This window comes from Amycolatopsis solani (assembly GCF_033441515.1).
GTDB classification, from domain to species: domain Bacteria; phylum Actinomycetota; class Actinomycetes; order Mycobacteriales; family Pseudonocardiaceae; genus Amycolatopsis; species Amycolatopsis solani.
This window is the reverse complement of sequence record NZ_JAWQJT010000002.1, coordinates 909,470-922,290: the sequence shown is the minus strand read 5'-3', so window position 1 is coordinate 922,290 and position 12,821 is coordinate 909,470. Positions and strand designations below refer to the sequence as shown.

Sequence of the window (12,821 nt, the reverse complement as noted above, 5' to 3'; positions counted from 1 at the left end):
TCAGCCTCCGATCAGGACGGTCGGGCAGCCCATGACGATCGGCGCGCCGCAGGTGGCCAGGTCGCCCATCCGGGCCGCGGGCATGCCGCCGAGCAGGACGGTCGGGCAGCCCGGTGGCGCGATCGGCGTCGGCGGGTGCACCGCGGGCGGCGGGAACGAGCAGGTGTGCAGCGTGCCGACGTTCGCGGCGGGCAGCCCGCCGATCAGCACGGTCGGCACCCCCGGCCCGGCGATGACGCCCGGGTGCCCCGTCGGGTCGCCGACCCTCGCGGCTGGTGGCATGTCGCTCCCCCGTCAGTTGATCTTGACCAGGCCGCCGCGCACGGTGACGACACCGCTGGCGGTCAGTTCCGTCTGGCCCTGCCCGGCGACCGACACGGTGGCGCCCTCGACCTTCACGCCGGCGGTGCCGTTCAGCTTCAGCCGGCTGCTCGCCTCGATGCTGGCGTCGGTCTGGGACTTCACCGTCACCTTCTGGCCCTTGAGCTCCAGCGGCCCGGTCCCGGCGTCAATGCTGACGCCGTTCTGGGCCTTGACCGTGACGCTCTTGCCGCTGGTGACCTCGATGACCTGGTTCTTCTGGTCGATCTTGACCACGAACTTCGCGTCACCGGAGGCCAGGGTGATGCCGTCGTCTTCGGCGAATTCCAGCTTGTGCCCCTTCCGCGAGACGAACCCGCGGACGGTGACCTGCCCGCTGGTGCCGTCGACGGGGTCCTTGCTCAGGCGCGGGGCGGCGTCCTTGGTGTTGTGGAGCCCGCCGAGGACGTAGGGCGCTTCGAAGTCGCCGTGTTCGAAGCCGACCAGGACCTCGTCGCCGACCTCGGGCAGCACCAGCGCGCCCCGGTCCTTGCCCGCGCCGGGCTGCACCGTGCGGGCCCAGGTGCTGGTGAAGTCCCGGTCCAGCCACGGGAAGGTCAGCTTCACGCGGCCGAGGTTCGCCGGGTCCTTGAGGTCGCTCACCTGCGCGGGGACCACGCCCGGCCACGGCGAGCTCTTCGCCCCGCCGGCGACCAGGCCGTAGAGCGAGCGTTCCTGGCGGCCGGACACGGTGAATTCGGTCGTGTAGCCGACTTCGGCGTTGAACAGGTGCCGGGTGCCGGTCAGGGTGTACTTGCCGGAGAAGGGCCGTCCGACGCCGGTGAGCGTGACCGCGGTGCCGGCGCGCAGCTTCGGGTTGCCCTTCGCGACGCCGTCGAGTTCGGTGCAGGCGCTGCCGAACCGGTCGGCCAGTGCTTTCGCGGTCGCGTCCGCTTCGGCCTGGGCGCGCCGGGGTGCGGCGGCGTCGAGGAAGGGCGGGCTCGCGAACTTCTTCGCCAGCGCCACCGGGTCCACCTCGGGTACGTCGGTGCCCGCGTTGCGCGGGGTCGCGGTGGCGGTGACCGGCTGCTTGTGCTCGTAGTCCCAGCCGTTGACCCGCACCTCGGGCACCTGCTCGGCCGCGGTGACGCTCGCGCGGAGGCTGACCAGCGTCCCGTGCGCCTCCAGGACGAGCGGGTCCGTGGTCGCCTTGGTCGTCGTCGAAGGCGCGCCGGAGGGTTTTTCGGGGAGTTCGAAGTTCAGCTTCCCCTCGCGGACGGCGATCTGCGCGCCCACCGCGTCGGCCAGCCGCGACAGGAACTCCCAGTCACTGACGTTGTCCTGGCTCAGCTGGGTGTTCGGGCGGCCGCCGAAGCCCCGGACGTCGTCGATCTTCCCGGCCGCGATGCCCGCGCGCCCGGCGATCTTGCGCACGACGTCCGAGATCGTCATGTTCGGGTACGCCGCCACCCGGCGGCCGCGGAACAACCGGTGCGCCTGGTCGTACCCGCGGACCTCGGTGAACGTGCCGTGCGGGTCCAGGTCGATCGCGACCGCGGTGACTTCACCGGCCATCAGCTCTTGCGGGCCTTCGGGATCGGACGTCTGGACCTTGAGCGTGACCTTCGCCCCGACCTTGAACTTGCCCTTGTCCAGCACGACGGACCCGGGGTCGCGGAAGCGCAGCACGAACGTGTCCGGCAGGTTCCGGCTGTCGTCGACGTAGGCGTAGCTGAGCATCACCTTGACGTCGTCGGCCAGCGGGGTGCCCTCGACCTCGACGACGAGGGTGTTGGTGAAGGTCTCGTTAGCCATCGAGCTCCTCCAGCGCGGGCACCAGCAGCCGGGTGCCGGGCCGCAGCCGCATCGGGTCGTCGATGTCGTTGGCGTCGGCGATCTCGCGCCACCGGCCGGGGTCGCCGTAGGCCCGGAACGCGATGGAGGGCAGCGAATCCCCGGCGACGAGCACGTGGGTGTCCCGGGCCGCGAGCGCGCCGGACGTCGGGTTCTGGCCGCTCAGCTCACCCGCGATCTCCTCCAGGTTCACCGTGCAGACCGCGCGGACCGGCGTCCCCGACGGTGTGAAGAGCGTGTACTTGGCCGTCACGCTGGAGACGTAGGCGGGGAAGCCGGTCATGCCACCCCACTTGAAGATCACCCACGGCGGCGAGGGTTTGCGGTGCTGGCGGCTGTCCTCGGTGGCCACGCAGCAGGTGAACAGCTGCTCGACCTTCTTGACGACGGCGTCGTCCATCTTGTCGGTGGCGTCGAGGAACATCTCCAGCGCCAGCTTCGCCGGATCGGACCCCTTGAACTGCGGCGGCGCGCTCTTCTTGGCGTTCGGCTGCGCGTCCCGCCCCCACTTGGCGTTCTTGCTCAGCGACAGTTCCTTGGGGTTGAACTGGAACTTGATGTCGAACATCTTCTCCCCCGGCGGCTGCCCGGTCCCCCCGGACTGCGGCGGCTTCCGCACTTCCAGCAAGGCGCGCTGCAGGTTGTTCGGCGCGGGCTCACCGGACCCGTAGGCAGCGGGCGGCGCGGAGCCGGCCGAGGTGAAGGTGACGGGTGAGGACATGGCTAGCCCTTCTTCGCCGGGCTGAGGAAGCCGTGGTGGGCCAGCTCGAGGGTCTCGGTGGCGACCTTGGGCGAGTCGGGCGAGAGCTGCGGCCCGCTCCAGCGCACCGGGACGACGCCTTCCAGGGCCCAGCTGGCGATGACGGTCCCTTCGAGGGTGCGCGCCTCGATGGTGGCGGTCTTGCGCTCGATCCCGCTCGCGAGGCTGGCGAACCACTTGGTGATCTGCGAGCTAGCCGCGGTGACCGGCCGCGAGAGCTTGATGTTCGAGTACTTGATCCGGGTCGGCAGCTGCCAGACCATGCCGTTGTTGCCGCCCTCTTCCCGCTGTTCCATGACGAATTCGCACCCCAGCCCGTCACAGCTGGAGAAGGCGCCGAGGTTGCCGAGGTTCTTGTCGTCCAGTTTGACGACGTAGCAGACGGCGACGGCCTCTTCGGTGTCCGGCATCGGCTTCTCCTTCAGTGCGAGCGGTCGGTGAGCGCGCCCCGGCGTTCACGGTCCAGGCGGAGTTCGGTCTTGAGGCGTCGCAGGAGCGGGTCGAAGAGCTTTTTGACGAGTTCTTCGGTTTCCGGTGGCGGTGGGGTTGGGGTCGCTGCCGGCGATGCTGGTGCTGCCGGTGCGGGTTCCGGTTCTGGGGCGCGCTGGATGGCGGGTGTGTCTTGGCTGGTGGGTGCCGGTTGGGTGGGTTCGTCGTGGGTTGTCGCCGGCGGAAGGAGGTAGGCCAGCGTCGGTTCGGTGGTTTCGACGTTGTGGGTGGCTGGTGTCTCGAGTGACCGGGCCAGGGAGCTGCCGGCCTTCGGGACTGTTGCGGTCGGCTGGGTGGGCAGCGGTGCCAGGGCGTCCAGGGTTCGCGCGACCACGAGGGGCTGCTCGGCCCTCGGTGTTACCGGGAGAGCGGGGGGCTCGTTCGTGCGGCCGGCCGGGAGGTCTTGCACGGCTCGGCTGACCGGCAGCGCGGCGGTTCCGGTCGTCGGGTTGGCTGGGAGGGCTCGGCTGACCGGCAGTGCCGTGGTTCCAGTTGTCGGGTTGGCTGGGATGGGCAGTGTGAGGGTCTCGCTCGTCGGGGCGGCCAGGAGTGGGAGGTCTTGGACCGCTCGGCTGACCGGGAGTGCGGCAGCCGCGCCCGGCGGTGAGAAACCCTGCACTGCTCGGCTGACTGGGAGCGCCGGTGGTTCGCCCGGCAGGCCGGCTGGTAGTGGGAAGTCCTGCTCCGCGGGTTCGCCGGCCCGGCCGGCTGGTAGTGGGAAGTCCTGCTCCGCGGGTTCGCCGGCCCGGCCGGCTGGCAGTGGAAAGTCCCGGACCGCAGGTTCGCCCGCCCGGCCGGCCGGCAGTGGAAGGTCCCGGACCGCTCGGCTGACCGGGACTGCGGCAGCCTCGCCCGGCCGGCCGGCTGGCGGTCGGAAGTCCTGTACTGCTCGGGTGATCGGGAGCGCTGCTCGTTCGCTCACCCGGCTGGCTGAAAGCGGAATGTCTTGCACCGCTGGGCTGATCGGGAGTACCGCTGGTTCGCTTGCCCGGCTGGCCGGAAGCGGAATGTCTTGCACCGCTGGGCTGATCGGGAGTACCGCTGGTTCGCTTGTCTGGCCGGCTGGAAGCGGAAAGTCCCGTGCCGCTTGGCTGATCGGGAATGCCGCTGGTTCGCTTGCCTGGCCGGCCGGAGGCGAAATGTCTTGGACCGCTCGACTCACCGGCAGCACCGCGGCTTCCCTCGTCGGGCCGGCCGGAAGCGGGGAGTTCTGGACCGCGGGCGGCGCTGGTTCGGTCGCGTGGATGACCGGGAGCGGCGGCTCGGGTGCCGGCGGTTTCACCGTCTCGATTGCCCGTGCCACCCGCAGCGAAGGTTCCTGGGTGGCCGGGCTTTCGCTCGTCCGGGCGATCGGAAGCGGGGGCTCCTGCAGTGCGGGGGTTTCGGTGCTTCGCGCTACCGGAAGTGGCGAGTCCGGTTTTGCGGGCGGAGTTGCCGTCGTCGGCACTGCCGGAAGCGTCGGGGTCTCGATCACCTTAGCCGGAAGAGGCGGTCGCACCGCCGCCGCGGCAACGGTCTCGGCCACCTGGGTCGGCACTGGCGAGTCCACGACCTGTCGGGCGACCGGCAGAGCCGCCGTCGCGCTCGCCTCGGACGAAAGTGGCGCACTCGCGGCCGAAAGAGGTGTCTCCGGCGCCGGAGGTTCGCTCGCGGGCGTCACCGTGAGGGTTGGCTCCTGTGCGGTCCTCGCCACCGGCAGAGGCGGCTCCGCGGTCCCGGATCGGGTCTCCGGGGCTTCGATCGGACGGAAGGTGTTCACCGGCGGAGTCACCTCCGGTGACGAGTCGGCACGGTGCGCCGGAGCATCCTCCGCAGCAAAGGGCTGGGTGCCGCTCGGCATGATCGGTGCACCGAGACCGAGCCGTCGTGGCGCTGCCGGCTCGACCCGCTGCACGACCGGCAACACCGGCGGCGGCAGCGGTTCGGAGACGGGCGGAGCGTCCACAGGGGACGGTTCCACGATCGCCTGGACGGTCCGCATCGGCGGGACGATCGTCTGGGCCAACGTCAACGGCCGCACAGTCTCCCGCGCCGCCACCGTCGGCAGCACCAGAGAAGGTGCCAGCGAAGGCTCCGGCACGGACTCCGCCACGAACCCAGCTACGGGCTCCGGAGAGGGCTCCGGGGCGAAAACCGGCTCCGAAGCCCTCTCCGGGGAAACCTCGCGCTGCACCGTCGCGCCCCACAGCCGAGACAGCCCGGGCAGCCCGCCCCGCCTGCGCGTGGCCCGCTGCACCACCGGCATCGCCGGCACCGGCCCGTCAAGCACCCGAGGCCGGGCCAGATCCCCGATCACCCCAGCCGGCTCGTCCGGCCCGACCCGGTGCCCTAGCGGCTCGAGGTAAGCCGGGCTCTGCCAGGACGTCAACGATCCGCTGAACCGCTGCACCGGGTTGATCAGCGGGTGCTCGGCCAGGACGCGCTGGATCGGTGGCACCCTCCGCCATTCCGCGCGGGTCACCGGCACCGGCGCCGGGGGCTCCTTCCTGCTCCACCACATCGCAGCGTCACCGTCCCTGGCTCATCCGGGTGTTGATCCGGGCGATCTCGGCGACGTAGGTCAACCGGTCGGGGTGTTCGAGGTCGAGGATGTCGTCCAGTGACCAGTGCAGGTGGTAGGCGACGTACGCGACTTCCTCGTGCAGCCGGCCGGCCGCGTACGTCACGATTCCCCCAGGCGGCCGCCGGCGACGTCGACGACAAAGCTGTGGCCGCACTCGGGGCAGGCGACGCCCGCCCTGGTGTGGCCCTCGCTGTTGATCCGGCGGTACATGTCCTGCAGGAACGCCAGGTCCGAGGCGAACAGGTTCTCGATGACGCCGGCGTGCACGTCGGTGATGTCGCCGATCCGGGTGATGACCCGGGCCAGCAGCACCACCGTCAGGAACGCCGAATTCTCGCGGACCCGGTCGTCGCGCAGCGGGACCAGTTCGTCCCGTGCGGTGGCCAGGCGCATCACGCCGGAGTGGTGGACCTTGCCCTCGTCGTCGACGTAGCCGCGCGGGAGCTCGAACGCGAACTCCGTGCGCAGCTTCGGCCGGGGCTCGCCCACCGACGTGGCGGGGTTCTCCTCGACCGGGGCCGACGCCATCACCCTGCGCATGGGCTCACTCGACTTCCATCTGCTCGTAGGTGATGACCAGCTTTTCGGTGAGCACGCTCGTGTCGCCGGCCTTCAGCGCGCCGATTTCCAGGCTCTTGGGCCAGGCGTTGGTGAGCTTGTAGCGCTTGAGCGCGGTGCCTTCGTAGTCGTAGACGATGATCGCGCCGCCCTTGCGCGCGGAGGCCATCTTGCCGAAGTGGGCGTCCTTGACCCACTTCTCGAAGCTGTTGTCCTCGGTCAGGCCGCGGGTCAGCGTGACCTCGCCCGCCTTGGGCCGTCCGGGCAGCTTCTTGATGACGTACTTGCCGTCCACGGTGTTCTGCTTGAGCTCGATGACGTCCTGCTCCATCTTGAGGCCGGAGACCTCGGAGATCTGCTTGATCTGGACGCCGTCGATCTCGAGGCCGAAGGAGTGGCCCACCGCCTTGTCGAGATCGGGAAGTGCCATGTCGGAGTCCTTTCACTACTCGTTGACCAGGCTGGTGCCGCCGGACATCTGGGCCAGCCGGAAGATCACGAACTCCGCCGGTTTCACCGGGGCGATGCCCACTTCGCAGATCACCTGGCCGAGGTCGATGCCCTCGGCCGGGTTGGTTTCCCGGTCGCACTTGACGAAGAAGGCCTCGTCCGGGGTCAGCCCGAACAACGCGCCCTTGCGCCACTCCATGACCAGGAACGCGCTGATCGTGCGCCGGATCCGGGCCCACAGCGCGTCGTCGTTCGGTTCGAACACGACCCACTGCGTGCCGTTGAGGATGGACTCCTCGAGGTAGTTGAACAGCCGCCGGACGTTGAGGTAGCGCCACGCCGGGTCGCTCGAAAGGGTCCGCGCGCCCCACACCCGGATCCCCTTGCCCGAGAACGAGCGCACGCAGTTGACGCCGATCGGGTTGAGCAGCTCCTGCTCCGCCTTGGTCAGGTGCGTCTCCAGGGCGAGCGCGCCGCGGACGACCTCGTTCGCCGGTGCCTTGTGGACGCCGCGGGTGGCGTCGGTGCGGGCCCACACCCCGGCCATGTGGCCGCTGGGCGGGATGAACGCGTTGGTGCCGGTGGCGGGGTCGAGCACCTGGACCCAGGGGTAGTAGAGCGCGGCGTACTTCGAGTCGTACCCGGCGGTGTCCATCCGCCAGCCGCGGACTTCCTGGGGGTTGAGCCCGGGTGGCGGGTCGATGATCGCCATCCGGTCGCCCATCAGCTCGCAGTGGGCGATCATCGCCAGCTGCACGGCCTTGACGGTGTCGAGGTCCAGCAGCTCGCGCTGGTAGGCGGCCATCAGGTCGGGGACGGCGACCATGGTGATCTCGTCGATCGCTTCGAGGCCGCCGAAGCCGGTGCGGTCGGCGACGTCGCCGACGTAGTCACCGGCGGCGACCCGGCGCGGCACCGGCGGCTCCTGCGGTGCCTTCGGTGGCGCGGTGAGCGTCGCGCTGCCCTTCTCGGGCTTGGCGACGGCGCCCGCGGCTTCTTCGACGGTGATGTAGCTGGACTTCTCCCGCACCGCGGTGACGACGTTCTCCTTGGTGCGCTTGGTCGTCACGTTGTGGGTCTCGACGACCTTGCCGTCCTGCTTGACGAGCACGGTGAACCGGTCCTCGGCGGGGTTGTCCCCGGTCGGGTCGGCGACCTCGACGGTGATCTCGCCGGCCTGCTTGCCCTCGGGCAGCTCCTTGGCGACGAAGCGGTAGCCGCCGAGCACGGCCTGGCGCGCGGTGAGCTGCTTCGGCGTGGAGCCGTTGTCCTGGGCGCGCGAGCCGCCGACGCGGACGATGTAGCAGTTGGTGCCGCCGTTGAGGAAGTAGCCGTAGACCGATTGGGCCAGGTAGCAGCCTTCGACGAAGTCGCCGAAGGTCTGGGTGAACTGGCCCCAGTTGGACACCAGCGTCGGGGTGTTGAAGGGACCGTCCGCGGCGAAGCCGACGAAGGCGGCGACGGCGGTGCCCACGCCCTCGATCGGCCGGGCGCCCGCCTCGATCTCCTCGACGTACACCCCCGGCGTGAGATAGGTGGGCATGCGGGCCTCCCTTGTCGACGCACAAGTCTTGACATCGGCGATGGTCCTGCCCGCGCGTCCGGCGCGGTACGGCCGTGCGGATAGGCCCGCGGGAACCGATCTCTGCCCTTAAAGGCAGCTGCCCGTTGGGGCACCCGGGGCCGCCCGTCCGGCCGTTGGCAACCGGGCGCCGCGGGCCGACAGTGGTTCCATGGCCACGCCGCGGGACAGGGTGCCACGGGAATCGCCGGCGCAGCCCGCGCGGGCGGCCGCACCCGCGCGCCGGGCCGGCCCGCCCGCGTTGCTGCGCCTGCAGGCGTCCGCGGGCAACGCCGCGGTGTCCGGGCTGGTCGCACTGCAGCGGCAGGGCTGTCCCGCTCCCCCGGTCGCGCCCACCGGCGTCACCCCGGCGTCCGACCCGAAGTTCCGGTCGCTCAAGAAGGACGTCGCCGCGCAGGGGAAGGCCGCGAAGGCGCACCCGCCCGCGGGAGCGGAGGTCAAGGCGGCGCAGGACGCCGCGGTCGCGCCCGCCGACGACAAGGACGCCCAGGCCAAGGCCGCCCAGGCGGACAAGATGGCGGCGGCGAAACCGGCGGGTTTCGACAAGGCCGCGTTCGTCGCCGCGGTGAACGCCGCCATCGCCAAGCAGGCGCCCAAGAACCTCGACGAGGCCGACAAGTTCGCCGGTTCCGGCAAGGCCGACCAGGTCAAGGCCGAGGTGCTGGGCAAGGTCACCGGCGGCAAGGACGCCTCGGCGAAGGACGTCACCGACCGGACGAAGGAGGCACCCGACCCGAGCCGCGCGGTGGAGAAGCCGGTCACGCCGCTGCCGCAGCCCCCGGCCCCGGCCGCGCTGGCGCCGCCGGACCCGCGCAAGGCCACCCCGGACAAGGCGCCGCCCGAGCAGACCGACCTGCGCGCCGAGCAGTGCGAGACGCACGGGGCGATGGCCGCGGCCGGCGTCACCGACGAGCAGCTGGCGCAGTCCAACGAGCCGGAGTTCACCGGCGCGCTCGCGGCGAAGAAGGAAGGCGAGCAGCACACCGCGTCGGCGCCGGCGGTGGTCCGCCAGTCCGAAGCCGGGCAGCTGGCCGCCGTCACCGGCGCCGCACAGGCGTCCGGGCGGTCCGCGATGGCGGGCATGACGGGGGCGCGCTCGCAGTCCGGGCAGCGGGGCCAGGCGGCGAAAACGGCCACGAAGGCGAAGGACGAGCAGGACCGGGCCCGGATCACCGGGGAGATCAAGGCGATCTTCGACGACACCAAGACGAAGGTCGAGGGCGTGCTCGGCGCGCTGGACGACCAGGTGGCGAAGAAGTTCGAGGCGGGCGAGGCGCAGGCCAAGGCGGCGTTCACCGCCGACCACCAGGCCCGCATGAAGCGCTACAAGGACGAGCGCTACGACGGCGTCAGCGGTGCGGCGCGCTGGGCGTACGACCTGTTCGCCGACCTGCCCGCCGAAGCGAACAACCTGTTCCTCGAGGCCAAGAAGGTCTACGAGGTCAAGATGCAGGGTGTCATCGGCGAGATCGCGGACTTCGTCGGCGAGAAGCTGGCCGAGGCGAAGCGGCTGATCGCCGACGGCCGCGCGCAGGTGCAGCGGAAGGTCGAGTCGAAGTCGCCGGCGTTGCGCAAGATCGCGGGCGAGGCGGCGAAGGAGTTCGGCGGGCAGTTCGATGACCTGGAAAAGTCGGTCGACGACAAGCAGCAGGCGCTGGTGGAGGACCTGGCGCAGAAGTACACCGAGGCCCGCGACGCGGTCGACGAGGAGATCAAGGCGCTGCAGGCGGAGAACAAGGGCCTGTGGAGCAAGGCGAAGGAGGCCGTCGGCGGCGCGATCGAGACGGTCCTCAAGCTGAAGGACATGCTGCTGGGCGTGCTGGCCCGTGCGGCGAACGCGGTCGAGCTGATCATCAAGAAGCCGATCGAGTTCCTCGGCAACCTGGTCAACGCGGTCAAGACCGGGGTGCTGAACTTCGGGGCCAACATCGTCCAGCACCTCAAGGACGGCCTCAAGGGGTGGCTGCTGGGCAACCTGGCGAGCGCGGGCATCGAGATCCCGGAGTCGCTGGACGCGAAGGGCATCCTGAAGATGGTCCTGTCGATCCTGGGCCTGACCTGGGCGAGCGTCCGCGCGCGGATCCTGCGGTTCATCCCGGAGCCGGTGCTGGCCAAGCTGGAGCAGACGTTCGAAGTGGTCAAGATCCTGATCACCGAAGGCGTGCCGGGCCTGTGGCGCTGGATCGTCGAGAAGCTGGGCGACCTCAAGGAAATGGTGCTCGGCCGGATCAAGGAATTCGTGATCGAGAAGATCGTGAAGGCGGGCATCACCTGGATCATTTCGATGCTCAACCCGGCGGCGGCGTTCATCAAGGCCTGCAAGGCGATCTATGACATCGTGATGTTCTTCGTGGACAAGGCGGCGCAGATCAAGGAGTTCGTCGACTCGGTGCTGGACTCGGTGGAGTCGATCGCCCGCGGCGGGGCGGGCGCGGTGGCCGGGCTGATCGAGCGGACCCTGGCCAAGGCGGTGCCGATGGTGCTGGGGTTCCTGGCCAGCCTGCTCGGGCTGGGCGGGATCTCGGAGAAGATCAAGTCCATCCTGGAGAAGGTGCAGGCCCCGGTGGGCAAGGTGATCGACTCCGTGGTGGGGACGATCGTGAAGGCGGGGAAGAAGATCTGGTCGAAGGTGAAGCGCGGGGGTGCCGCGGTCGCCGAAGGGGTGAAGGGCCTCAAGGACGCGTTCCTGAAGAAGCTGAAGGCGAAGACGCCGGTCAGCATGAAAGGCAACGCCCACTCGATCTACCTCGACAACCGGGGTGGGCGCCCGGTCCTCCTGATGGCCAGCCACCCCGACCCGCTGATCGACAAGATCGACCGGGCGCTCGCGCACGACGCCGTCAAGAGCAAGCCCGCGATCGCCGGGCAGCTCACCACCATGCGGGGCGTGGTCGTGGCCCACGAGGGCAAGCTCAAGGACGCTCTCGCCACGAGCGCCAAGGAAGAGATCCAGAAGGCGGAAGCCGAGATCTGGGACCAGCGCCGGCTCATCGCGTCGACGCTCCAGGCGGTCGGGCAGGAGATCGACCTCGACCTGCTCAAGGAGTCGACCTACGTCCTGGGCGGCGAAATCCGCTCCGAGTACCGGCGGGACGGGAAGTTCCGGCCGACGTTCTACGGCGGCTTCAACGGCGCCGCCGACGCCAAGCGGGGACGGGAACTCAGCCGCCTGATGAGCCTGAAGTTCAAAGAGGCCCCGAAGTGGCAGGGCGACCCCGTCTACAAGATGAGCTCGTCGTACATCTGCCCCGGCAAGGACTACAACTCGCCGCACCTCGTGCCGGGCATCGGCAAGACCGCGATCAACCTCGACCACCGGAGCCCGAGCGTCATCCAGCACTGGAACAAGGACGGCCGGAAGTCCGATCAGGCCACCCGCAACACGTTCTACAACAAGCTCGACAACCTCTACGGCATGTGCGGGACGTGCAACAAGTCCAACGGCGCGGCCGAGAGCGGCAGCGGGCTCTGGAACGTCGAACCGGGGTTCAAGGGGCCGGACGGGACCTAGCGGACCGCTACGCCTCTTCTTCGGTCTCTTCCTCGCGCTGCACGTAGGTCTGCGCCATCTTCTCCTCTTCGCCTTCCTCGGCGGCGGGAGCTTCCTCGCGCTGCACGGTCATCCGCTGCACCGGCTCCTCGTGCGCCGCGCCGTCCTCGCACCGCTGGGCCGCCGGTGCCGGGGCCGGGGCCGACATCAGGCGGTCGGCGTTCGCCACGGCCTCGCGCTCGAAGCGGTCCGACGGATCCGAAACCTTCACGCCGCCGCCGGTGTCCGTTCCCTCCACCGGGCCGGTGCGCTGCTGGACGACGTGGGTCAGCTCGTGGGCGAGCATGTGCTTGCCCGGGTCCGAGCCGGGGTCGTACTTGTCGCGCTGGAACACGATGTTCGACCCGACCGTGTAAGCCTGGGCGTTCACCGACTTCGCCGACTCGTGGGCCGCGCCGTCGGTGTGGATCCGCACGTCGGAGAAGTCGGCGCCGAAGCGGGACTCCATGTCCGTTCGGGTCGCGGCGTCCAGTGGGGCTCCGCCGCCCGATCCGACCACCCGGTGGACCGGGGACTCCTCCTCGACCAGCGCGGCCGTGCCGGCGTTGCCCACCGCGCGCTGCAGGCCCAGCACGCCCGCCGGGCCCAGGACGTCGACCCGGCCGGCGGCCGCGGCGCGGCCCAGCAGGTCGGGGTCGTCCTGGGTGACCCGGTCGCCTCGGGGCCGGAGGCTCGGCTCGACGTCGTGTTCGTGACTGTGCCCGCGCATGTCCGC

General features: G+C 70.2%; 11 protein-coding genes. 1 reads left to right on the top strand and 10 read right to left on the bottom strand.

Annotation, left to right across the window (positions count from 1 at the left end):
- From SD460_RS24895 to SD460_RS24855, 9 genes are all read right to left on the bottom strand, one after another.
- On the bottom strand, nt 1-282 hold the full coding sequence (locus SD460_RS24895; protein WP_290057470.1) for a PAAR domain-containing protein: 282 nt from the start codon (nt 280-282) through the stop codon (nt 1-3).
- Between the two features lie 12 nt (nt 283-294).
- A complete protein-coding gene (locus tag SD460_RS24890; RefSeq protein ID WP_290057469.1) occupies nt 295-2,115 on the bottom strand; it encodes a VgrG-related protein in 1,821 nt (606 codons plus the stop codon).
- Nucleotides 2,108-2,875 carry a CIS tube protein gene (locus SD460_RS24885; protein ID WP_290057468.1) on the bottom strand — a complete coding sequence of 256 codons (768 nt, stop codon included), beginning with the start codon at nt 2,873-2,875 and terminating at the stop codon, nt 2,108-2,110. The genes SD460_RS24890 and SD460_RS24885 overlap by 8 nt, the downstream gene beginning before the upstream one ends.
- A 2-nt stretch (nt 2,876-2,877) precedes the next feature.
- The gene (locus SD460_RS24880; protein ID WP_290057467.1) at nt 2,878-3,324 is read right to left on the bottom strand and encodes a phage tail protein; all 447 of its coding nucleotides are present in this window, start codon (nt 3,322-3,324) and stop codon (nt 2,878-2,880) included.
- Nucleotides 3,325-3,335: 11 nt separating this feature from the next.
- Complete coding sequence (locus tag SD460_RS24875; protein ID WP_290057466.1) at nt 3,336-3,737, bottom strand: hypothetical protein; 402 nt, start codon at nt 3,735-3,737, stop codon at nt 3,336-3,338.
- A gap of 2,173 nt (nt 3,738-5,910) precedes the next feature.
- Nucleotides 5,911-6,069: a DUF6760 family protein gene (locus SD460_RS24870; RefSeq protein WP_086682608.1), complete on the bottom strand. Its 159-nt coding sequence runs from the start codon at nt 6,067-6,069 to the stop codon at nt 5,911-5,913.
- Nucleotides 6,066-6,506 carry a hypothetical protein gene (locus SD460_RS24865; protein ID WP_290057465.1) on the bottom strand — a complete coding sequence of 147 codons (441 nt, stop codon included), beginning with the start codon at nt 6,504-6,506 and terminating at the stop codon, nt 6,066-6,068. Before SD460_RS24865 ends, SD460_RS24870 begins: the two co-directional genes overlap by 4 nt.
- Before the next feature lie 4 nt (nt 6,507-6,510).
- On the bottom strand, nt 6,511-6,954 hold the full coding sequence (locus SD460_RS24860; protein WP_290057464.1) for a phage tail protein: 444 nt from the start codon (nt 6,952-6,954) through the stop codon (nt 6,511-6,513).
- A gap of 15 nt (nt 6,955-6,969) precedes the next feature.
- Nucleotides 6,970-8,517 carry a phage tail sheath family protein gene (locus tag SD460_RS24855; protein WP_290057463.1) on the bottom strand — a complete coding sequence of 516 codons (1,548 nt, stop codon included), beginning with the start codon at nt 8,515-8,517 and terminating at the stop codon, nt 6,970-6,972.
- A 190-nt stretch (nt 8,518-8,707) separates the two neighbouring features.
- Here SD460_RS24855 and SD460_RS24850 point away from each other — a divergent pair, with 190 nt between their 5' ends.
- Nucleotides 8,708-12,067 carry a phage tail protein gene (locus SD460_RS24850; RefSeq protein WP_290057462.1) on the top strand — a complete coding sequence of 1,120 codons (3,360 nt, stop codon included), beginning with the start codon at nt 8,708-8,710 and terminating at the stop codon, nt 12,065-12,067.
- A 7-nt stretch (nt 12,068-12,074) separates the two neighbouring features.
- On the opposite strand, the gene SD460_RS24845 is transcribed toward SD460_RS24850, so the two are convergent.
- A complete protein-coding gene (locus SD460_RS24845) occupies nt 12,075-12,815 on the bottom strand; it encodes an eCIS core domain-containing protein (protein ID WP_290057461.1) in 741 nt (246 codons plus the stop codon).
- Between the last annotated feature and the right edge of the window lie 6 nt (nt 12,816-12,821).

Coding starts and splice junctions, on each gene's coding strand:
- SD460_RS24860 (WP_290057464.1), bottom strand. CDS start 6,954: ATGGCACTTCCCGATCTCGACAAGGCGGTGGGCCACTCCTTCGGCCTC.
- SD460_RS24845 (WP_290057461.1), bottom strand. CDS start 12,815: ATGCGCGGGCACAGTCACGAACACGACGTCGAGCCGAGCCTCCGGCCC.
- SD460_RS24895 (WP_290057470.1), bottom strand. CDS start 282: ATGCCACCAGCCGCGAGGGTCGGCGACCCGACGGGGCACCCGGGCGTC.
- SD460_RS24865 (WP_290057465.1), bottom strand. CDS start 6,506: ATGCGCAGGGTGATGGCGTCGGCCCCGGTCGAGGAGAACCCCGCCACG.
- SD460_RS24885 (WP_290057468.1), bottom strand. CDS start 2,875: ATGTCCTCACCCGTCACCTTCACCTCGGCCGGCTCCGCGCCGCCCGCT.
- SD460_RS24855 (WP_290057463.1), bottom strand. CDS start 8,517: ATGCCCACCTATCTCACGCCGGGGGTGTACGTCGAGGAGATCGAGGCG.
- SD460_RS24850 (WP_290057462.1), top strand. CDS start 8,708: ATGGCCACGCCGCGGGACAGGGTGCCACGGGAATCGCCGGCGCAGCCC.
- SD460_RS24890 (WP_290057469.1), bottom strand. CDS start 2,115: ATGGCTAACGAGACCTTCACCAACACCCTCGTCGTCGAGGTCGAGGGC.
- SD460_RS24880 (WP_290057467.1), bottom strand. CDS start 3,324: ATGCCGGACACCGAAGAGGCCGTCGCCGTCTGCTACGTCGTCAAACTG.